The following is a 20728-nucleotide window of genomic DNA, read 5'->3' on the forward strand; positions in this document are numbered from 1 at the left end:
ACCGGTCCTGTATCGGGTGACGGGCTTGGCCAGGTCACACAGAGCGAGCCGGGTACGGTAGGCCCGGACGACAGCCTCCGGTCGCACACCCACGTGCCGGCCGGGACCGACGGAGAGGGCTGGTAGGGAACTATGGAAGAGCCGCGTCGCCTCGGCGGCCGGTACGAGCTGGGCCAGGTGCTCGGACGTGGTGGCATGGCCGAGGTCTACCTCGCGCATGACACGCGCCTCGGCCGCACCGTGGCGGTGAAGACGCTGCGCGCCGACCTCGCGCGCGATCCGTCTTTCCAGGCCCGCTTCCGCCGGGAGGCCCAGTCGGCCGCCTCGCTCAACCATCCCGCGATCGTCGCGGTCTACGACACGGGCGAGGACTACATCGACGGGGTCTCGATCCCGTACATCGTGATGGAGTACGTCGACGGCTCCACGCTCCGTGAGCTTCTGCACAGCGGCCGCAAGCTGCTGCCGGAGCGGTCGATGGAGATGACCATCGGCATCCTCCAGGGCCTGGAGTACGCCCACCGCAGCGGCATCGTCCACCGCGACATCAAGCCGGCGAACGTCATGCTGACCCGCAACGGCCAGGTCAAGGTCATGGACTTCGGCATCGCCCGTGCGATGGGCGACTCCGGCATGACCATGACGCAGACCGCGGCGGTCATCGGCACCGCGCAGTACCTCTCCCCGGAGCAGGCCAAGGGCGAGCAGGTCGACGCCCGCTCGGACCTCTATTCGACCGGCTGTCTCCTCTACGAGCTGCTGACGGTCCGCCCGCCCTTCGTGGGCGACTCCCCGGTCGCGGTGGCCTACCAGCACGTCCGCGAGGAACCGCAGCCTCCTTCGGTCTTCGACCCCGAGATCACGCCCGACATCGACTCCATCGTCCTCAAGGCACTGGTCAAGGACCCCGACTACCGCTACCAGTCCGCCGACGAGATGCGCGCCGACATCGAGGCCTGCCTCGACGGCCAGCCCGTCGCGGCGACGGCGGCCCTGGGCGCCGTCGGCTACGGCGGCTACCCGGACGACCAGCCGACGACGGCCCTCCGCTCCGACGCGGGCGGCGGCGCCACGACCATGCTGCCGCCGATGAACCCGGACGACGGCGGCTACGGCTACGACGACCGCCCCGACCGCCGCCGCCAGCAGAAGAAGAACCACACCTCCACGATCCTGCTCGTCGTGGCGGGCATCCTGGTCCTGGTCGGCGCGATCCTGATCGGGAAGTGGGCGTTCCCCGGGAACAACTCGGGGGACGACACCTTCAAGGCTCCGAACTTCGTCGACCACACAGAGTCCGACGCGAGGAGCATGGCCAGGAACGTCGACCTCAAGGTTTCGGTCACCAGGAAGGCCTGCGGCAAGCCGACGAAAACGGTCTGCGCTCAGAACCCCACCCCGGACACGGACGTGAAGAAGGGCGACACCGTCACCCTGACCGTGTCGACGGGCACGCCGAAGGTCATCGTGCCGGACGTCCTCGGCGCCCAGTTCGACGACGCCAAGTCCCAGCTCGAGGACAAGGGCTTCGTGGTCGAGAAGAAGATCGAGGTGTCCACCCGGACACCGGGCGTCGTCACCGCCCAGAACCCTGACGCCGGCACATCGAAGGAGAAGGGCTCGACGATCACCCTCACCGTCGCCAAGGCCGAAGCCAAGTCGACCGTCCCCGACGTCAGCGGCAAGTCCTGCGACGAGGCCAAGGCCCAGATGACGGCCAACAACCTGGTCGGCAACTGCACCGAGGTCGAGACCGACGACAACTCCAAGGTCGGCAAGGTCATCTCGACCGACCCGCCGGCCAACACACAGGTCAGCAAGAACTCGACGGTGCAGATCCAGATCGGCAAGGCCAAGCAGAACCAGCAGACGCAGGTTCCGAACCTCCAGGGCCAGACGCTGAAGAACGCCAAGACCCTGCTCCAGCAGGCGGGCCTCCAGCTCGGCAACGTCACCGGGTCCCAGGACGACAACGCCATCGTCTTCACCTCCGACCCCGGTGCGGGCAACCCGGTCGACCAGGGCACCTCGGTCAACGTGGTCACGGTCGGCCAGGGCGGAAACAACAACAACGGCGGCAACAACAACGGCGGCACCAACTTCCTCGGCGGTGTCGGCGGCTGACCGCATACCGAAAGAGCCCCGGCACCCGTGTGAGATGGGTGCCGGGGCTCTTTCGTACGCAGCGCACGCAAAGAACGTGATCACCGAATCGGCGCTGCTGGGATCGAAGTCCCCGCGCGACAGCGTGCTGGACCGCACGGACGTGCTGGACCGCGTGAAGGTGCTGCGCTGAGCCCAGTCAGCTCAGTACCTTCGGCGGCGTCCGCTTGCCGTCGACCTTGTCCACGCGGACCAGTTCGCCCCACACCACGTAGCGGTACCGCGACGTGTACACCGGCGTGCACGTCGTCAGGGTGATGTAGTGGCCGGGCTTCTTGACGCCTGCCTCCTTCGGGACCGAGGTCAGGACCTTGACGTTGTACTTCGAGGTCTCCGGGAGGATGGCGAAGGCCTTGTAGACGTACCACTTGTCCTTCGTCTCGAAGACGATCGGGTCGCCCTTCTCCACCTTGTCGATGTTGTGGAACTTGGCGCCGTGACCGTCACGATGGGCCGCGAGAGTGAAGTTGCCCTTCTTGCCGGAGGTCGGCAGCGTGGCCTTGACGGGGTCCGTGTAGTAGCCGGCGACGCCGTCGTTCAGGACGTCCGTCGACGTGCCCTTCTCGACCAGGACCTCCCCGTTCTTCATCGAGGGAACGTGCAGGAAGCCGATGCCGTCCTTGGTGTCCAGCGCCCCCGGGCCGCCCGACGAGCCGTGGGCCCAGCTGTCCCGGACCTTGTCGGCCTCCTTGTGCGCCGTACGGTCGGCGACGACGTTCGTCCACCACAGGGAGTAGACGACGAAGAGGCCGAGCACGAGGCCCGCCGTGATGAGGAGTTCACCGAAAAAGCTGACCGCCGTGGCGATCGGGCCGGTGCCCCGGCGCCGTGGCGCGGGCGCCGCCGCGGGCGCCCCCGTGTGTTCTTCGGTGTCGTCGGCGGTCGCTGCCACTGTTCATCTGCCCTTACTCGACGAGCGCATCCGGCTTGCCCTTGCTGCGCGGCCGTTCCTCGACCATCTTGCCCCAGACGATCAGCCGGTACTTGCTCGTGAACTCCGGCGTGCACGTGGTGAGGGTGATGTAGCGGCCCGGCTTGGTGAAGCCCGACCCCTTCGGGACGGGGTCCAGCACGCTCGTGTTGGAGGGCGCCGTCACCGGCAGCATCGACGTCATCTTGTAGACGTAGTACGTGTCCTGCGTCTCGACGACGACCGCGTCGCCCTTCTTGAGCCGGTTGATGTACCGGAAGGGCTCCCCGTGCGTGTTGCGGTGCGCGGCCAGGCCGAAGTTGCCGGTCTTCGCGTCCGGCATCGCCGTCTTCAGCGCGCCCTCGCCGTAGTGGCCGACCATGCCCTTGTCGAGCACCTTCTTGTTGCTGACGCCCTCCGCGATCGGCGCCACCACGTCCAGCTCCGGAATGTGCAGGATCGCGAAGCCCTGCCCCGGCTCGAAGGTCCCCGGCGCGCGCTTGCCGCTCGCCCAGTCCTGCTGGAGGCTGTTCGCCTCCTGGCCGGCCTGGGCGTGCGCCCGGACGTTCGTCCACCACAGCTGGTAGGTGACGAACAGCAGCATCAGCACACCCGTGGTGATGAAGATTTCACCGATCGCCCGGCTCGCGACGACCGCCGGGCCCGGCTTGCGGGCCCGCTCCTGCCGCCGGGCCTCGACCCGCGACAGCGGCGCCCCGGACCTCGGCTCCCCGGACGGCTCCTGCGCGGCCTCCCGCGCACCGCCATGACGCCCGCCACGCCGCTTGGCGGCCTTTCTACGGGCCGCTCGGCCGCCCGGTGTGGTTCGAGTGGCGGGCGAGGCCGAAGGGGCCGCAGAGGACGACACAGGCGGTGGCTCCGGCAGCCGCAGCGCCACCGTCTCCTCATCGATGGGAGCCTCGTGCGGCGGCATGCCGTAGGAGCCGTACGACGCGCCGCCGTACGAGTCCTCGCGCTCGGGGCGCAGCGCGGTCACGCCGTGGCCCTGCCCACCACCGGGGCGAGCCCCGCCGACCTCGCCACGGCACCCTGGTCGCCGCACTCCACCAGCCAGTTGGCCAGCATCCGGTGCCCGTGCTCGGTCAGCACCGACTCGGGGTGGAACTGCACGCCCTCGACCGGGAGCTCGCGGTGGCGCAGACCCATGATGATCCCGTCGTGCGTCCGGGCCGTGACCTCCAGCTCCGCCGGGACGGTGGCCGGCTCCGCGGCCAGCGAGTGGTAGCGGGTCGCGGTGAAGGGAGAGGGCAGCCCGGCGAAGACGCCCCTGCCCTCGTGCTCCACCGGCGAGGTCTTGCCGTGCAGCAGCTCGGGCGCACGGTCCACCACCCCGCCGTACGCCACCTGCATCGACTGCATACCCAGACAGACACCGAAGACGGGCACCCCGGTCGCGGCGCAGTGCCGGACCATGTCCACGCAGACCCCCGCCTCCTCCGGCGTACCGGGGCCCGGGGACAGCAGCACACCGTCGAAACCGTCCTGGGCGTGCGCCGTCGACACCTCGTCGTTGCGCAGCACCTCGCACTCGGCGCCCAGCTGGTAGAGGTACTGGACCAGGTTGAAGACGAAGCTGTCGTAGTTGTCGACGACGAGAATCCGCGCACTCACTGGTTGTCCACCGTCACATCGTTGAAGGGCAGCAGCGGTTCGGCCCAGGGGAACACGTACTGGAAGAGGATGTAGACCACGGCCAGAACCAGCAGGAGTGAGGTCAGCGCCTTCACCCACGTGTTTCCCGGCAGATGCCGCCAGATCCAGCCGTACATGCCGTCCCTTCCGTTCCACCACGGCACCAGACTCCCGCCGTACGTCACCAGACTAACGGCGCAGAGCCTTCGGTTCGCCTGCCTCCACAGGCTGTGTGGAGTCGAGGTGCGCCCAGACGATCAGCCGATGACTGTGACCCCATTCGGGATCGCACGTGGTCAGCGTCAGATACCGGCCCGGACGCGTGTACCCCGACTTACGTGGCACAGGGTCGATCACTTCAACGTCGCTCGGAACCGTTTTGTAAGGCCCTTTGTCGATCCGATAGGTGAACCAGGTCGTTCCGTCCGTCAGCACGACCGCGTCACCGGCCCTCAGCTTCGGGAAGTCCTTGAAGGGGTCGCCGTACGTCCGCCGATGACCCGCGACGGCGAAGTTGCCCTCCTGGCCCAGTCGCGCGGTGCGCGCGTAGTGGGCGAGCCCCTTCTTCAGCACGTCGGTGCCGGTGCCCTCGAGCACCGGCTTGTTCCACGTGAAACCGAGCCGCGGGACGTACATGATCGCGAAAGGCCTGCCGTACGTGTACGGCCCGGGCTCCGGAGCGGGCGTCGGCGCCGCCTTGCCCGCCCCCCGCGACGCGGCGGCCGTGGGATGCACGGCCCCCTTCGACCACTGCTGGTGCAGCTGGTCGATCTGGTCGTTCATCTCACTGTCGGCCTTGACGCCGGTCCAGAACAGCACATAGACCACGAACAGCACGATCAAGGTGCCGACCGTGATGCAGAGCTCGCTGACGGTCCTGACGAACACGCGCACCGGCGGCTCCTGGTGAGGGCACCTACTTCACGGGCTTCGCGTAGTGCAGGTCCACTGTGCCCGAGTAGCCGGGCAGAGTCACCGTCCCGTCCTCGGTGACTTTCCAGCCGAGGCCGTAGACGTTCACGTACACCATGTAGGTCTGGATCGCCTGGGACGCCGCCAGCGCCTGCTGCATCTTCGCCGGATCACCGACCGCCGTGATCTTGTACGGCGGCGAGTAGACACGGCCCTGGAGGATCAGCGTGTTCCCCACGCAGCGCACGGCACTGGTGGAGATCAGCCGCTGGTCCATGACCTTGATGCCCTTGGCCCCGCCCTGCCACAGCGCGTTCACCACGGCCTGGAGGTCCTGCTGGTGGATGACCAGGTAGTCGGGCTGCGGCTCGGGATAGCCGGGCAGCTTGGCCGTGGCGTTCGGCGGGGCGTCGTTGAGCGTGACCGTGATCGCCTTGCCCTTGAGCTTCTCCGTCCCCGCGTTCTTCTCCAGCCCGGAGAGCTTCTCGTCCTGCGCCTTGGTGCTGCCGTCGTCCCGCTCGGCCAGCGACTCGACGTCGTCCCGCAGCGCCGCGTTGGACTCGTCCAGCCCCTTGTTCTTGTGGCTGCGCTCCTGGATGAGGTCGGACAGCTTCAACAAGGACGAGTCCGTACGGATGTCGGTGCCCTTGGCGGTGTTGAAGCTGGTGAAGAAGATCAGCCCGGCGAGAGCGAAGACCGCCGCGGTCAGCACCCGCACCGGCCGAAAACGGGACCCGCCGGCAGGGGGGACAGGGCCGGAACCCGTTGATCCCGTCCCGGGGGAGTCGGCAGAATTGCTCAACGTACCCTTATCTCCTTCGGCGCCGCGGAAGCACTACGCTAACGGACGCCCGGGGGAGTGCTCAGTCTGCCCTTACTGTCCCCTTGTACGCTGCCCCGGAGCCCGACCCAGTTACCTGCGCGGCCACGCAGCGCATCGACAGGAGAGACCCTCGTGCCGAAGTCACGTATCCGCAAGAAGGCCGACTACACGCCGCCGCCGTCGAAGCAGGCCACGGCCATCAAGCTGACCAATCGTGCCTGGGTCGCGCCCGTCATGCTGGCGATGTTCCTCATCGGCCTGGCCTGGATCGTCGTCTTCTACGTGACCGACGGTTCGCTGCCGATCGACAAGCTGGACAACTGGAACATCGTGGTGGGCTTCGGCTTCATCGCGGCGGGATTCGGCGTCTCCACCCAGTGGAAGTAACGACTGCTTCCGGGTGAACGCAGCTCTGCCCAGGGCTATCCGCTGAGTTATCCACAGGCACTGTCCACACGCTGGGGACAAAAGAAAGACGATCTGTGGATAACCCGTCGGAGGTTGACGCCGGTATGACAGACGTACCGGTTGACGCGTAACCCTCGCCCCCTGCCCGACCTGGGGAAACACACCTGAGCGGCAGGGGGCGCAGCTGTTGCCACACACTGTGCACAAGATCCGGCACAGACTGTGGACAACGGTTCGGTATCAGGTGAGCTGAGCCGTCCTGACCAGCGTCAGGACCACCACCACGGCCAGGACCAGCGCACAGGTGCCGTACTGGATCAGGGCGCGGTTCTTGCGCGGGGCGTGGACCATGGCGTAGCCGCACACGACGCCTGCGACGAGGCCGCCGATGTGGGCCTGCCAGGCGATGCCGCTGAACCCGAAGGTGAAGATGAGGTTGATCACCAGCAGGGCGATGACCGGCCGCATGTCGTAGTTGAGCCGGCGCATCAGGACGGCCGTGGCGCCGAAGAGGCCGAAGATCGCGCCGGAGGCGCCGAGCGAGGGCTGATTGGGTTCGGCGATCAGGTAGGTGAGCGCGCTGCCGGCCAGGCCCGAGACGAAGTAGAGGGTGAGGTAGCGGGCGCGGCCGAGGGCTGCTTCCAGGGGGCCGCCGATCCACCACAGGCTGAGCATGTTGAACAGGATGTGGACGTAGCCGCCGTGCAGGAACATGGCGGTCACCAGCCGGTACCACTGGCCCTGGGCGATGCCCTCGGCGGAACCGAGCAGCGGCACGTAAGCCTGGCCGAGGAGTTCGAACCGGTTGGTGAAGCGGTCACCGATGGACAGCTGGACCAGGTACGCGGCCAGGTTCAAGCCGATGAGGATCTTGGTGACCAGCCGTGGGTCCGCGGTGACCGTGCCCCCCGCCACGGTGCGCGGCCGGGACGCGGCACGGGGCTGCCCGGGGCCGGAAGCGCCGCGTACGCAATCCGGGCACTGGAAGCCCACGGAAGCGCTGACCATGCACTCGGGGCAGATGGGGCGCTCACAGCGGGTGCAGCGGACGCCGGTCTCGCGGTCCGGGTGCCGGTAGCACACGGGCACGCTCCTGGCGTCCTGCGTGCTGCCTGCGGCCTCCTGGTCCATGCCGGTCACCTCGGTCGTCTCGTGGACACTGCACCACCCCGCTCATCCTTACGGACGAGCGGGGTCATTGGTTCCCGGCCCGTCGGGGGCCGGTCAGACCTGGCGGCGCTCGATGACGACGGTCTCGATGACGACGTCGTTGACCGGACGGTTGTTGGGCTTGGTGGTGGGGACGGCGGCGATGGCGTCCACGACCTTCTGGCCGGCCGGACCGGTGACCTCGCCGAAGATGGTGTGCTTGCGGTTCAGGTGCGGCGTCGGGGAGACGGTGATGAAGAACTGCGAGCCGTTGGTGCCGGGGCCGGCGTTGGCCATGGCGAGCAGGTAGGGCTTGTTGAAGGACAGGTCGGGGTGGAACTCGTCCTCGAACTCGTAGCCGGGGCCGCCGATGCCGTTGCCGAGCGGGTCGCCGCCCTGGATCATGAAGCCGCCGATCACCCGGTGGAAGACCGTGCCGTCGTAGAGCTTGTCGTGGCTCGCCTCGCCGGTGGCCGGGTGCTTCCACTCGCGCTCGCCCTGGGCGAGCTCGACGAAGTTCTTGACCGTCTTGGGCGCGTGGTTCGGGAAGAGCCGGACCTCGATGTCGCCGTGGTTGGTCTTCAGGGTGGCGTAGAGCTGCTCGGCCACGATCTGCCTTCCGTTGTCTTCCTGTGACCCTCTGATCCTCGCACGCTCCAGGGCGCGCGTCGCCCGACCGTGTCCAGTGGGCGCGAATCGTCCCGGGGCGGGCGCGCGCGGCGGCGATTCGTGGCATTGTCGGGATTGTCGTCGACAGGCTCGTGTTGCCCCGTATTCATCCGCTCTTCGTGTGGGGCGTGGGGTGTGAGCGGCTCGTTCGGCACCCGTATGCCCGTCCTCGCATGCCCCATGTCCCGTTGACAGGCATGATCCGTAAAAGGGTGGAAAGTCGAAATACCGTACGCCACCGAGGAGGAGGAACCCGTGACCCGCATCGACAGCGTGCGCGCCGCGACCGGCTCGGCGAAGGACAGCGTGCTGCACGCCGCGGAAGTGGTGGCGCCCTACGCCGACACGGCCAAGGAGCGTGCCGCGCACTACGCGCAGGAGGCACGCGTACGGCTCGCGCCCAAGGTGTCGCAGGCCGCCGAACAGGCCCGCGTCCAGTACGACGCCCGTCTCGCGCCACGGCTTGAGCTGGCCCGGGCGCAGGCCATGGCCCATGTCCCGCCGAACGTCGACCAGGCCGCCCGTGAGGCGGCGGTCCGCACCCGCAAGGCCGCCCGGCAGGCGGCGGAGTACTCGCGGCCGAAGATCGAGCAGGCCGTGGCCGCGGCCGGGCCGGTGCGCGACGAGGCGGCGGCGCGGGGTGCCGCGGCGCTGGCCGCGCTGCGTGGCCAGGTCTCGCCCAAGGAGATCCAGAAGCTGGCTCGCAAGCACCGGCGGCGGGCCAGGGCCGGTCGTATCGCCAAGGCGCTGGCCGTGGCGGGCGCGGTGGCCGGTGGTGCTTTCGCGGCCTGGAAGTGGTGGGACAAGCAGGCCAATCCCGACTGGCTGGTGGAACCGCCCGCCGCGACGGAGGTGCCCGAGTCGGGTCGGCTGGCGTCGGTGGACGGCGCTCCGCTCGATCCCGAGGTACAGGCGAAGGAGGCGGAGGAGTCCGCGCGGGACGAGGACCGTCCCTGACGCGGAGTGGTGCGACCGACCGTCGCGGGGTGGGAGGCCCGGGTGTCTCCCGCCCCGCGGTGGTGTGCCGCGGGGATCACTGGTCCAGGTAGGCGAGCACGGCCAGGACGCGACGGTTGTCGGTGTCCGTGGCGTGCAGTCCCAGCTTGGTGAAGATGTTGCCGATGTGCTTGGCGACGGCTTTCTCCGTGATGAACAGCCCTTGGGCGATGCCGGCGTTGGAGCGGCCCTGGGCGAGCTGTTCGAGGACTTCGCGTTCGCGTTCGGAGAGGCTGCCGACGGCTTCGTCGCGGTCCTTGCGGGCGAGGAGTTTCGTGATGACCTCGGGGTCCATGGCGGTGCCGCCGTCGGCGACGCGCTGGATGGAGTCGAGGAACTGGCTGCCGTTGGTGACGCGGTCCTTGAGCATGTAGCCGACGCCGCGGCCGCCGCTGGCGAGCAGCTCGCGCGCGTAGAGGGGTTCGACGTACTGGGACAGCAGCAGTACGGGCAGGTCGGGCATCTCGCGGCGGGCGGCGAGGACGGCTCTGAGGCCTTCGTCGGTGAAATCCGGCGGCAGCCGGACGTCGACGACGGCGACGTCCGGCTGCTCGCGGGTGAGGGCCTTGAGGAGTTCGGGCCCGTTGTCGACGGCGGCCACGACCTCGTGGCCGTAGGCGCCGAGGAGGCGGATGAGGCCGTCCCTCAGGAGGAAGTGGTCTTCGGCGAGGACAATCCGCACGGGAGCTCCATCGTCACCATGGTCGGGCCGTTGACGGGGCTGTTGACGGCCAGGATTCCGTCGAAGGTGGCGAGTCGGCGCTCGATGCCTCGCAGTCCGGTGCCCCGGGACGCGTCCGCACCGCCGTGGCCGTCGTCGGTGACGGTGATGCGCAGCATCCCGCGATCGTAACGGATGTCGATCCAGGCGCGGACGGCGCCGGAGTGCTTGGCGACGTTGGTGAGGATCTCGGAGATGGCGAAGTACGCGGCGGATTCGACGGGCATCGGCGGGCGGCCGGGCAGGTCGACGGTGACCTCGGTGCGGACGGGGCATTCGATGGCCAGCGCCCTTACGGCGTCGGCGAGTCCGCGGTCGGCGAGGATGGGCGGGTGGATGCCGCGTACGAGGTCGCGCAGTTCCTGGAGGGCTTTGGAGGAGGACTCGCGGGCCTCCGCGAGCAGGGCGCGCACGGCCTGCGGGTTGGTCTCCAGGAGGTGGTCGGCGGCGTCCAGGGTCATGCCCATGGCGACGAGGCGGGCCTGGGCGCCGTCGTGCAGGTCGCGTTCGATGCGGCGGATCTCGGCCATCTGTGTGTCGACGGCGTCGGAGCGGGTGCTGGCCAGGTGCTGGATGCGGCTGGCCATCAGTTCGCTTTCGCTCGGCGCCAGCATGGCCCGGGTGTAGAGGGCGTGCCGTCGCACGATCCGGGGTGCGGCCCACATGGCGAGGGGGACCTGGAGGACGCCCAGGACGCCGGCGAGGGTCGCGGTGGCGTGGCCCTCGATGGGGATGAACTGGTACCACAGGCCGTCCCATTCGTGGGACAGCGGGACGCCGAAGAAGGCGAGGAAGACGCCCCATACGCCGCTGAGCAGGAGGGCGAACGGCACGAAGGCGAGCAGTCCGCCGGCTATCGGGTCGACCAGGATCCACACGTACTCGCGGCGGGTCTGCGGGTCGCTCATGATCCACCGGTAGCGGGCGACCGTCCCGGATGCCTGCGCGGGGGCCGGCGGCAGTGGTCCGGGCGGGCCGGGGATGCTCACCCCCGACCAGCGCAGGGCCAGTTCGCGCTGGCGCGCGGCGAGGTTGCGTACGCCCTCCATGGCGCGCGGCACCACGCCGAGGCCGGGGGCCGGCAGGGAGATGGCACCGGAGACGGCCAGGGAGCGGCCGAAGGCGGCGATGGACATCCAGCACAGGGTCAGTGCGCGGCTCAGTCCCAGTAATCCTGCGGCGACCGAGAATCCTCTGATCCCACCCGGGTCGCGACGCTCTGAGAGCTGCATCGTGCGGTCCATGGGACTCGCTCCTTCCTGGCCTTGCCTGTTCCCTGGCGGTCCGTGGGACCGGATCTCCGGCCCTCGTTCATTGTGGCGGCGAGGGGCCCTGGAAATCGGTGGTATTAACTCCCCTCTTGGCGAGCCGGAAGGTGGTGGTTCCTCCCCTCCCGGCCGGCCGCGGGGGCTGGGTCAGGGCCCGACGAACAGGGACAGGGTGTCCGCTATGCATGCGGGCCGAGGCTGCCCCTCGACCTCGACGGTCATGCGGACGGCGGCGAGATGACCGACGGGTGTCTCGCGCACGCCGGTCAGTTTCGCGCCGCCGCGCACCCGGGCGCCGACCGGCACGGGGTGCGGGAAACGTACCTTGTCCAGGCCGAAGTTGACGCCGAGTTCGATCTTCTCGATGTCGAAGATGGCGCGCATCATGGCGGGCAGCAGGGCGAGGGTCATGTAGCCGTGCAGGATGGTCCCGCCGAAGGGGCCGGTCGACGCCCGTTCGGGGTCGACGTGGATCCACTGGAGGTCGCCGGTGGCGCCGGCGAACTGGTCGACCTGTTCCTGGCCGATTTCCTGCCAGGGGCTGTGGCCGAGGTGCTCTCCCACGGCGGCGGTGAACTCGTCCAGGTTGGCGAAAGATCTCATGGCAGTCGCTTCTGTCGTGGCCTCGGGCTCAGCCGTAGCGCTTGAGCTCGTGGAAGAAGCCGGGGACGGTGTGCAGGCCGCCGGCCTCGTGGACGCGGTCGTAGACGTGTTTGGCGACGGCGAGGTCGAGTACGCCGAGGCCGAACGGGGAGAAGATCGCCGGCCGGTCGGTGGGCGGGGCGATGGTGCCGGTGAGCATGTCGTAGAGGGTGCCGGCGACGAAGTCGCGGTTGCCGGTGCGCTGTTCGGCCAGGTGGAGCGAGGTGTTCGCCTTCAGGCAGTGGTCGATGTCGTCGACGGCGTTCCACGCCGACAGCACGATCTCGGGTGACAGGTCGCGCAGCGAGACGTGCAGGACGAGCGGGTTGTGGGTGAACCATCCGGGGTCGGTGACGTGGGGTTCGCCGGCGACGGTCGCGAAGACGATCAGGTCGCTGGAGCGGATCAGGTCCTCGGCCTTGTCGTGCACGGTGATGCGGACGCCGTCGTTCTCGGTGCGCCGCAGGTAGTCGCTGAAGCCGTCGGCGTGTTCGGCTGACAGGTCGTGCACGCCGATCTCCTCGAAGGAGAAGCCGGCCGCTTTGAGGTAGGTGTGGATGTAGCGGGCGATGAGGCCGACGCCGAAGAAGCCGACGCGGGCGGGGCGCGGGCCGCGGGCGGCGCTGATCCGGTCGGCCGCGAGGGCGGCGGAGGCCGCGGTGCGGGCGGCGCTGATGATGGAGGATTCCAGGCAGGCGAACGGGTAGCCGGTTTCCGCGTCGTTGAGGACGAGGACGGCGGAGGCGCGCGGGATCCCGGCGGCCACGTTCTCCGGGAAGCTGGAGATCCATTTGATGCCGTGCACGCCGACCTCGCCCCTGACGGAGGCGGGCAGCGCGATGATCCGGGAGGAAGGGCGGTCCGGGAACCGCAGGAAGTAGGAGTCGGGGTTGACGGTCTCGCCTTCGCCGTGCAGCCGGTAGGCGGCCTCGACGGCGGCGATCACGGTGTCCTCGTGGCCGGTGAGTGCCTCGTGCACCTGGGCGCCGGGGACGACGGCGAAGTCGGGGACCTGGGTCATGGGAAACACTGCTCCTGGGAGAGGGGCCGGGAAGAGGGCCGGAAAAAAAGGGGGGTGGAGGGCGGGCGGAGTCAGCCGATCCGGGCCAGGCCCTTGGCGCGCTGCCGGGCGCGTCCGCGGGAGACGGCCAGTGGGTCCCAGTCGGGGCCGCGGTCGGGCAGCCGGGCCGGGTCGCCGAGGCGCGTGCCGGCGTATGCCTCGGCGAGCAGCGGGCGGTCCAGGATGGTCGCGGCCGCGTGGATCCCGCCCCGGGCGACGCCGCCGATGCCGCTGCCGTGGCGGACGCTCTGGCCGACGACGTACAGGCCCTCCACCTCGGTGCGTACGTCGGGGCGCCGGCCGAAGGAGCCCCAGGAGGCCAGGCCGTAGGGGGTGCCGCCGCTGGCGCCGATGTAGCGCTCGTTGCTGAGCGGGGTCGCCGTCTCCAGGTGGGTGATCCGGTCCCGGAACGGGCCGATGACCTTCTCGGCGGTGTCCACGATCAGCTGGGTCATCTCGTGCTTGCGGCGCAGGTAGGCGGGGTCGCGGCGGTAGGGCTTGCCGTCGACGGGGCCGCCCTCGACGCCCCAGAAGCCGTAGCCGGGCGGGCAGCCCGTCATGATCTGGAAGTTGCTGTGCCCGGGCGGGCACACCGCGGGCGCCCCCGCGTCCTTGAGGGAGGCGAAGGAGAACGTCAGGTGCGTGAGGGCGGGCATCGAGCCGTCCCGCGCGTACTGCTCCAGCATCCGCGCGTGCGCGCCCTCCATGTCGTCGTCGGCGTGCCACCAGATGTTGGCGTTGGGCAGTCCGGTCAGCTCGGTGTCCAGGGCCACGTAGACGGCGACGATGGCGCCGCGCATGGTTGCCGCGCGGGTGCGTTCGACGACCTCGGCGGGGAAGCTGCGCTCGCCGCCGCACAGTTCGAGGACCGTGCGGCGGTAGTCGGCGTTGGACACCACCAGCGGTGCGGAGATCCGGCGCCCGTCGTCGAGTTCGACGCCGGTGGCGCGGCCGTCCTCGACGAGGATGCGGCGCACCGGGCACCGGGTGTGCAGTTCGCCGCCGTACGCCTCCAGGGCCTCCACGAAGGCGGCGACCAGGGTCATCCCGCCGCCCTCGGGGTAGTAGGCGCCGCGCAGGTAGTGGTCGGTGATGTTGGCGTGCTCGGCGAAGGTGATGCTGTCGGGCATGGCGCCGTAGTTGCCGGCCTGGGCGGCGACGAGGGTGCGTCCCCGGGGCGTCAGCCCGCAGTGGTCGAGGACCTTCGCCAGGGAGCGGCGGCTGAAGCGCATCGTCTGCGGGGACTCGCGGAACAGGTTCACCATGGACTTGCCGGTCAGTCCGGCCCTGCTGGTGGCCGCCACCGCCTCCGACAGGTCGATGAACCGGTCGATACCGGCCGCGTCCTCGGGCACCGCCCGTTTGAGACGGTCACGGTAGGCGGCCCAGCCGGCGGGCACGTCAAGGGTGACCGTGGGGGTGACGATCCGGTCGAATCCGCCCTCGTTGTCCATCGGCAGGAAGCGCACCCGGTCGGCGACGCCGAGCCCGGAGAGCACGGCGGGCAGCATCCCGTCGGGTCCGCAGTCGCCCAGGTAGTGGGTGCCGACGTCGAACTCGTACTTGCGGCGGCGGCGGAAGACATGGGCGTTGCCGCCGGCCACGTCGTGCTGTTCGAGGACGAGGACGCTGCGGCCGTCGGCTGCCAGGTAGGCGGCGGTGACCAGGCCGCCGACACCGCTGCCGACCACGATGGCGTCGTAGTGTTCACGCAGGTCGGGGCCGCCGCGCTGCGGCCGGGTTGTCGTGTGGGCCATCAGAACGTTCCGCCGCCGTGGATCTCGAGGACCGCTCCGGTGATGTACGCCGCTCGCTCGGAGAGCAGGAAGGCGACCAGGTCGGCGACCTCCTCGGGGCGGCCGAGCCGGCCCAGGGCCACGTTCTTCAGCTGGCGTTCGCGGGCCGCCTCGGTCATGTCGCCGACCATGTCGGTCTCGATGAGGCCGGGGGCGACCACGTTGGCGCGTACGCCGCGCGGGCCCGCCTCCCTGGCGAGGGACTTGGTGAAGCCGATGATGCCCGCCTTGGAGGCCGCGTAGTTGGCCTGTCCCGTGTTGCCGTACACGCCGGCCACGGAGGACAGGTTGACGATGGCGCCGCGGCGGCGCTTGCTCATGGAGAACGCGGCGGCGCGGCACACGTGGTAGACGCCGTCGAGATTGGTGCGCAGCACCTGGTTCCAGTCGTCCTCGGGCATCAGCACCAGTGGCCGGTCGCGGGTGATGCCGGCGGAGGTGACGACCGCGTCGACGGCTCCCAGTTCGGCCTCGGTACGGGCGTACCAGTCGCGGACGTCGTCGGCGTCGGCGACGTCGCAGCGGGTGGCGACCACCTGGGTGCCGTACTCGGCCGCCTCCTTGACGAGCCGCTCGGCCGCGTCCTGGTCGGAGCGGTAGCAGAACGCCACGTCGTGGCCGTCCTGGGCGAGGCGCAGCACGACGGCCCGGCCGATGCCCCGGGAGCCGCCGCTGACCAGGGCCGTCACTGGCTCGCCCCGGTCAGTCGCAGTACGGCGCAGGCCACCGCGCCGTCCCGGTCCACGGCGGAGACCAGGGCGGTGCGGCCGGCCGCTTCGGGGTCGTCCCCGGCGACCGCGAGGACGGCGGCGATCTGGAAGGACGCCGACGCGGCGCTGGTGTCGCCGAGCAGTTCCATGGACGGTATCCGCGCGAGGGCGTCGGCGGGCACCAGCGCCGCCAGCGCCTCGTGTTCGGCCCGGCCGGCCGGGGAGGGCGCGGCGCAGGGGACGGCCGCCCACAGTTCACCGGCGGTGACGCCGGCGCGTTCCAGGGCGCGGCGGGCGCAGGCGGCGACGGCGGCCTGCGGGTCGTCGTCGACGTCGATACGGCTCTGCACGCTCAGCACGGCGGCCAGCGGCGGGTGTTCGGCGGACTCGGCCGGTTCCAGGACGAACAGTCCGCAGCCCTCGCCGAGCAGCGCGGCCGGGTCGCCCGGGGCCGCGGTGTACTCGTACCAGGCGTGTGCGGCGGAGAACTCCTCGGCGCTGCCCACCAGGTACTTGGTGGCCCGGCCCTGGCTCATCAGCCGGCGGGCGTAGTTCAGGGCGAGCAGTCCGCTGACCCGGCCGCCCGCGACGGTGGTGTTGGGGCCCTTGAGGTCATGGCGGATGGCTGTGGCGCCGGCCGCGTGGTTGAGGCTGCCGAAGGGGATGCGGCCCGCGTCGACGTAGAAGGGCCGTTCGTTGGTGTACGACTGGCGCAGGAAACCGGTGACGTTCTCCAGGCTGCCCATGGTGATGCCGAGGACGACGCCGGTCCGGTCGTCGGTGCGCACCGCCCGCTCGCCGTCCGCGTCGAGCAGCAGCCCGTCGGAGGCGACCAGGACGAGGGCGGTGAGCCGGTCCATCTTGGCGGTGCCGCGCTTGCCCAGCAGTTCCGGGATGTCGAAGCCGGGCACCGCGCACACGTCGGAGGTGGGGAGCGGACCGAGGGACACGTCGGCATGTGCGGCCGTCTTGGCTCCGGAGCGGACGCCCGCGGTGAACGCCTCGCGGCCGATTCCGTACGGCGAGACCGCCGACCAGCCGGTGATGACGGGTGTGCCGGGCGGCAGCGTGGCCCCCGGGGTGACTGGTGCAGTGGTCATGGGCTCACTCGCTCCCCGTAGGTGCCGAGTATCAGGACGGCGTTGTTGCCGGCGAAGGCGCTGGAGTTGTTCTGCACGACCCGTACGTCGGCGTCGACGGCCTCGTTGGGCACCACGTCGAGCGGGCATTCCGGGTCGGTCTCGCGGTGGTTGATGGTGGGCGGGATGAACCCGTGCTCGATGGCCAGTCCGCAGGCGATCGCGCCGAGGGCGCTGGCGGCGCCCATCGAGTGGCCGAGCATGGATTTCACGGCGACCGTGCGGGGCGCGGCGTCGCCGTAGACGTCGAGGATGGCGGCGGACTCGGTGCGGTCGTTGGCCTTGGTGCCGGTGCCGTGCGCGGAGATGAAGTCGATCTCCTGTTCCTTGACGCCGGCGTCGTCCAGGGCGCGCCGGATGCCGCGGGCGATGCCCTCCCGGTTGGGCGCGGTGGGGTGGGCGGCGTCGCAGCTGAGGCCGTAGCCGAGGACCTCGGCGTGGATGCGGGCGCCGCGGGCGAGGGCGGACTCCAGGCTTTCGAGGACGAGGATGCCGGCGCCCTCGCCGGTGAGGATGCCCTGGCGGTCCTTGTCGAAGGGGCGCACCACGTCCGGGGTGAGCGCGCCGAACCGTTTGAAGAGGGCGAAGGCCTTGCGGCACACCGCGTCGGCGCCGCCGCACAGCGCGATGTCGACCTCACCGGAGCGGATGGCGTCCAGGCCGTAGCCGATGGAGTAGTTGCCGGCCGCGCAGGCCGTGGTGACGGTGACCGCCTCGACGTTGGGCATGCGCAGTTCGCGGGCGATGGCGGTGGACAGTCGGCCGGCGTTGATCCGGCGGGAGAGCGCCGGGTCCATCGCCTCCGGGTCGCCGGCGGCGAGTTCCTGCTCCAGCAGCAGGGCGATGTCGTGGGACTCGCCGTCGGTGGTGCCCACGGTGATGACGGCCTGCCGGTCGCCGAGGTCGGCCTCGGTGAGTCCGGCGTCCTCCACGGCCATCCGGGCGGCGGAGACGGCGAACTGGCCGGCCCGGCCCACGTCGTCGAGGGGGATGTTGCGGATCCACGCCCGCGGGTCGAAGTCGGGGACCTCGCAGGCGATGTTCTGGCCGAAGCCCTCCGTGTCGAACACGGTGATCGGCCGTGCGCCGGAGCGGCCGGCCCGCAGCCCCGCCGTGTACTCCTCGACCCCCGTGCCGATGCTGGAGATCACTCCGAACCCGGTGAGGACGACCCGGCGGCGGTCCGCCGGCGCGGAGGCCGCGGGCGGGGCCGGTGCTGGTGCGGTGGACATGGGACTCCTTAGAGCAGTGGGGTGCCTGTGGGCGGCGGGCCGGGCGTCCTCACCAGCCGGCGGCGGCCGCGGTCACCTGGTAGGCGGCCTCGACGTTGACCATCTTGGGCAGTTCGTTCATGTCGATGACGATGGAGTACTCCATCTCCAGGGCGCTGAGGACGTCGATGAGCTTCAGCGAGTCGGCGCCCAGCTCGTCGATGAAGAGGGCGGTGTCGGACATGCGCTCGATGTCGACGTCGATGTTCTCGGCGATGATTTCCCGGATGCGGCTGAGGCGCTCGGGCGCGACCGTCGTCATGGCTGGCTCCTCTGTTTCTGGTCTGGCCTTGCTCGAAAAAGTAGTCAGGGCCGATGACTGGCCACTGACGTCCAACTGACCCGTCACTGACGGGGCTCGGCGGTCACCGGCCCACTGCTCGGTTGAATCCGCGGACGCTGCCGAGGACCGACAGGAGCAGCATCGTCGTCAGGGTGATGGCGGTGACGAGGCCGGGGTGGTGAGCGGGGAATCCGCCGCCGGCCGCGCCTGCCGGGTCGTTGCCCCACAGGCGGCGGCAGGTGGTGATGACGGAGGTGACCGGGTTCCATTCGGCGACCGGGCGCAGCCAGCCGGGAAGTCCGCTCACCGACACGTAGGCGTTGGACAGGAAGCTGAACACGACGAGCACGAGCGCGCCGGTGCCGTCGATGGACTCGACGTTCTTCTGGGTGGTGCCGAGCAGGACGCCGACCCAGAGCATCGTGTAGACGAAGGCGAGCAGCACCGCGAATCCGGCCGCGGTGCGCAGGACGCCGTCGTGCGGCCGCCAGCCGACGGCGAGGCCGACCAGCGACACCGCGGTCAGGCTGACCGCGCCGACGCAAAGGTCGGACAGGGTGCGCCCGAGGAGGACCGAGGCCGGTGCGATCGGCAGCGAGCGGAAGCGGTCCACCAGGCCGTGCTGGAGGTCGACGGCGACGCCGATCGCGGTGGGCCCGACGCTGGTCAGGCCGACCTGGATGGCGATGCCGGCCATGATGAAGTCCTCGTAGGCGACCCCTCCGGGGACGTGCATGGACGCCCGGAAGAGGTAGCCGACGGCGATCAGCATCACCAGCGGGTTCATGGTGACCAGCACGAGCCGGCCGGGTGAGCGGCGCAGATGGGTGAGGTGGCGGCCGGCCAGGGCGAGGACGTCGCCGAGGTGGCCGCGCAGCGCGCCCGGGGCGGGGCGGGTGGCGGTGGTGGCGGTGGCAGTGGTGGCCGTCACGGGTGGGACTCCCCCTTGTCGTTCTCGGCCTCCTCACCCTGGCCGCCCGCATCCTTGGGGCCGGTGCCGGTGAGGTCGAAGAAGACGTCGTCGAGCGTGGGCTTGCGCACTTCGAAGTCGACGGTGGCCACGCCCTTCTCGCGCAGCGCGAGGGCGGCGCGGGCCACGTCGTCCAGGCCGTCGGTGCCGAGTTGTACCGACACCCGCCGGGCCGTCTCGTCGACGGCCGGCGGCTGCGGACCGCCCAGTGCGGCGAGGGCCGCCGCCGCGTCGCCGAGGCTCTCCGGGCGGGCCACGGTCACCTCCAGGCGTTCGCTTCCGACCTGGCGCTTGAGGTGGTCGGGCGTGCCCTCGGCGATCACCCGGCCGGCGTCGATGACCGCGATGCGGTCGGCGAGTTCGTCGGCCTCCTCCAGGTACTGGGTGGTGAGCAGGATCGTGACGCCGTCGGCGACGAGTGCGCGCACCACGTCCCACAGCACGCTGCGGCTGGTGGGGTCCAGACCGGTGGTGGGTTCGTCGAGGAAGAGCACCTCGGGGTCGCCGATGACGCAGGTGGCGAGGTCCAGGCGGCGGCGCATGCCGCCCGAGTAGGTGCTCACCGGCCGGTCGGCGGCGTCGGTGAGTTCGAAGCGCTCCAGCAGTTCGACGGCCCGGCGGGCCGCGCCGCGCCGGCCGAACTTCAGCAGCCGGGCCAGCAGGACGATGTTCTCCCGGCCGGTGAGCAGCTCGTCCACGGCCGCGTACTGTCCGGCGAGGCCGATGCGGCGCTTGACCTCCTTGCTCCGGCTCACCACGTCGTACCCCGCGACCGTGGCCCGGCCGGCGGTCGGCTCGACCAGGGTGGCCAGGATGCGGACGGTGGTCGTCTTGCCGGCGCCGTTGGGCCCGAGCACGCCGAGGACGGTGCCGGCCGGCACGGACAGGTCGATGCCGCGCAGCGCCGTGTGGGAGCGGTAGGTCTTCTCGAGCCCCTCCGCGAGGACGGCGATGTCGGAGGAGGGCACGGTCAGCCCGCCTGCCGCTGGAGGGAGAGCGGACGCAGGTCGGTCCAGTTGCTCTCCACGTGGGCGACGGCGGTGGCCCGGTCGGTCGCGTCGAGGGCGACGTGCCAGCCGTCGGGCACGGCGGCGAAGGACGGCCACAGGGAGTGCTGCCCCTCGTCGTTGACGAGGACGAGGAAGGTGCCGTCTTCGTTGTCGAAGGGGTTGGCCATGACGTTCT

23 protein-coding genes are annotated in these 20728 nt (G+C 70.3%); 3 read left to right on the top strand and 20 right to left on the bottom strand.

Annotated features, from left to right (window positions below; genetic code table 11):
• Positions 1-132: 132 nt before the first annotated feature.
• Positions 133-2124 (top strand): Stk1 family PASTA domain-containing Ser/Thr kinase, encoded by a 1992-nt coding sequence (pknB, locus tag ACFY01_RS22410; RefSeq protein ID WP_390737469.1) that lies wholly within the window; start codon positions 133-135, stop codon positions 2122-2124.
• Between the two features lie 178 nt (positions 2125-2302).
• Here the strand turns inward: pknB and ACFY01_RS22415 are convergent, their stop codons facing one another.
• Genes ACFY01_RS22415 through ACFY01_RS22440 form a run of 6 tightly spaced genes read right to left on the bottom strand, consistent with a single transcriptional unit; the run spans position 2303 to position 6440 of the window.
• A complete protein-coding gene (locus ACFY01_RS22415; protein WP_390737470.1) occupies positions 2303-3055 on the bottom strand; it encodes a class E sortase in 753 nt (250 codons plus the stop codon).
• A gap of 13 nt (positions 3056-3068) precedes the next feature.
• Positions 3069-4070: a class E sortase gene (locus tag ACFY01_RS22420; protein ID WP_390737471.1), complete on the bottom strand. Its 1002-nt coding sequence runs from the start codon at positions 4068-4070 to the stop codon at positions 3069-3071.
• Positions 4067-4705: an aminodeoxychorismate/anthranilate synthase component II gene (locus ACFY01_RS22425; RefSeq protein WP_390737472.1), complete on the bottom strand. Its 639-nt coding sequence runs from the start codon at positions 4703-4705 to the stop codon at positions 4067-4069. Before ACFY01_RS22425 ends, ACFY01_RS22420 begins: the two co-directional genes overlap by 4 nt.
• Entirely contained in the window at positions 4702-4863 is a 162-nt protein-coding gene (locus tag ACFY01_RS22430) for a hypothetical protein (RefSeq protein WP_390737473.1), read from the bottom strand. The genes ACFY01_RS22425 and ACFY01_RS22430 overlap by 4 nt, the downstream gene beginning before the upstream one ends.
• Positions 4864-4915: 52 nt before the next feature.
• The gene (locus ACFY01_RS22435) at positions 4916-5620 is read right to left on the bottom strand and encodes a class E sortase (protein ID WP_390737474.1); all 705 of its coding nucleotides are present in this window, start codon (positions 5618-5620) and stop codon (positions 4916-4918) included.
• 22 nt (positions 5621-5642) lie between these two features.
• Positions 5643-6440 carry a DUF881 domain-containing protein gene (locus ACFY01_RS22440; protein WP_390737475.1) on the bottom strand — a complete coding sequence of 266 codons (798 nt, stop codon included), beginning with the start codon at positions 6438-6440 and terminating at the stop codon, positions 5643-5645.
• 153 nt (positions 6441-6593) lie between these two features.
• Here ACFY01_RS22440 and crgA point away from each other — a divergent pair, with 153 nt between their 5' ends.
• Entirely contained in the window at positions 6594-6848 is a 255-nt protein-coding gene (crgA, locus tag ACFY01_RS22445; protein WP_132855222.1) for a cell division protein CrgA, read from the top strand.
• Between the two features lie 261 nt (positions 6849-7109).
• Here crgA and ACFY01_RS22450 read toward each other — a convergent pair whose 3' ends face one another.
• On the bottom strand, positions 7110-8000 hold the full coding sequence (locus tag ACFY01_RS22450) for a rhomboid family intramembrane serine protease (RefSeq protein ID WP_390737476.1): 891 nt from the start codon (positions 7998-8000) through the stop codon (positions 7110-7112).
• Positions 8001-8093: 93 nt separating this feature from the next.
• Positions 8094-8627 carry a peptidylprolyl isomerase gene (locus tag ACFY01_RS22455; protein ID WP_390737477.1) on the bottom strand — a complete coding sequence of 178 codons (534 nt, stop codon included), beginning with the start codon at positions 8625-8627 and terminating at the stop codon, positions 8094-8096.
• A 315-nt stretch (positions 8628-8942) separates the two neighbouring features.
• On the opposite strand from ACFY01_RS22455, the gene ACFY01_RS22460 reads away from it, so the two are divergent.
• Entirely contained in the window at positions 8943-9644 is a 702-nt protein-coding gene (locus ACFY01_RS22460) for a DUF5324 family protein (protein WP_390737478.1), read from the top strand.
• A 76-nt stretch (positions 9645-9720) separates the two neighbouring features.
• Here the strand turns inward: ACFY01_RS22460 and ACFY01_RS22465 are convergent, their stop codons facing one another.
• The 12 genes from ACFY01_RS22465 to ACFY01_RS22520 all read right to left on the bottom strand — a co-directional run bounded on the left by ACFY01_RS22465 (position 9721) and on the right by ACFY01_RS22520 (position 20720).
• Positions 9721-10365 carry a LuxR C-terminal-related transcriptional regulator gene (locus ACFY01_RS22465; RefSeq protein ID WP_390737479.1) on the bottom strand — a complete coding sequence of 215 codons (645 nt, stop codon included), beginning with the start codon at positions 10363-10365 and terminating at the stop codon, positions 9721-9723.
• Positions 10329-11636 (bottom strand): histidine kinase, encoded by a 1308-nt coding sequence (locus tag ACFY01_RS22470; protein ID WP_390737514.1) that lies wholly within the window; start codon positions 11634-11636, stop codon positions 10329-10331. The genes ACFY01_RS22465 and ACFY01_RS22470 overlap by 37 nt, the downstream gene beginning before the upstream one ends.
• A gap of 183 nt (positions 11637-11819) precedes the next feature.
• Positions 11820-12275: a MaoC family dehydratase gene (locus tag ACFY01_RS22475; protein ID WP_390737480.1), complete on the bottom strand. Its 456-nt coding sequence runs from the start codon at positions 12273-12275 to the stop codon at positions 11820-11822.
• A gap of 28 nt (positions 12276-12303) precedes the next feature.
• On the bottom strand, positions 12304-13335 hold the full coding sequence (gene sbnB / locus ACFY01_RS22480; protein WP_390737481.1) for a 2,3-diaminopropionate biosynthesis protein SbnB: 1032 nt from the start codon (positions 13333-13335) through the stop codon (positions 12304-12306).
• 71 nt (positions 13336-13406) lie between these two features.
• A complete protein-coding gene (locus tag ACFY01_RS22485) occupies positions 13407-15131 on the bottom strand; it encodes a phytoene desaturase family protein (RefSeq protein WP_390737482.1) in 1725 nt (574 codons plus the stop codon).
• Positions 15131-15859 (bottom strand): 3-oxoacyl-[acyl-carrier-protein] reductase, encoded by a 729-nt coding sequence (gene fabG / locus ACFY01_RS22490; protein WP_390737483.1) that lies wholly within the window; start codon positions 15857-15859, stop codon positions 15131-15133. The genes ACFY01_RS22485 and fabG overlap by 1 nt, the downstream gene beginning before the upstream one ends.
• On the bottom strand, positions 15856-16980 hold the full coding sequence (locus ACFY01_RS22495) for a beta-ketoacyl synthase N-terminal-like domain-containing protein (RefSeq protein ID WP_390737484.1): 1125 nt from the start codon (positions 16978-16980) through the stop codon (positions 15856-15858). The genes fabG and ACFY01_RS22495 overlap by 4 nt, the downstream gene beginning before the upstream one ends.
• Positions 16977-18251, bottom strand: coding sequence for a beta-ketoacyl-[acyl-carrier-protein] synthase family protein (locus tag ACFY01_RS22500; protein WP_390737485.1), 1275 nt, complete (start codon positions 18249-18251; stop codon positions 16977-16979). The genes ACFY01_RS22495 and ACFY01_RS22500 overlap by 4 nt, the downstream gene beginning before the upstream one ends.
• A 49-nt stretch (positions 18252-18300) precedes the next feature.
• Positions 18301-18552 (bottom strand): acyl carrier protein, encoded by a 252-nt coding sequence (locus ACFY01_RS22505; RefSeq protein WP_390737486.1) that lies wholly within the window; start codon positions 18550-18552, stop codon positions 18301-18303.
• Positions 18553-18655: 103 nt separating this feature from the next.
• On the bottom strand, positions 18656-19504 hold the full coding sequence (locus ACFY01_RS22510; RefSeq protein ID WP_390737487.1) for an ABC transporter permease: 849 nt from the start codon (positions 19502-19504) through the stop codon (positions 18656-18658).
• The gene (locus tag ACFY01_RS22515) at positions 19501-20511 is read right to left on the bottom strand and encodes an ATP-binding cassette domain-containing protein (RefSeq protein ID WP_390737488.1); all 1011 of its coding nucleotides are present in this window, start codon (positions 20509-20511) and stop codon (positions 19501-19503) included. The genes ACFY01_RS22510 and ACFY01_RS22515 overlap by 4 nt, the downstream gene beginning before the upstream one ends.
• A 2-nt stretch (positions 20512-20513) precedes the next feature.
• Positions 20514-20720, bottom strand: coding sequence for an MbtH family protein (locus ACFY01_RS22520; RefSeq protein ID WP_390737489.1), 207 nt, complete (start codon positions 20718-20720; stop codon positions 20514-20516).
• Between the last annotated feature and the right edge of the window lie 8 nt (positions 20721-20728).

Origin of the sequence: Streptomyces sp. NPDC001480, from assembly GCF_042894725.1 — a bacterium.
GTDB lineage: Bacteria > Actinomycetota > Actinomycetes > Streptomycetales > Streptomycetaceae > Streptomyces.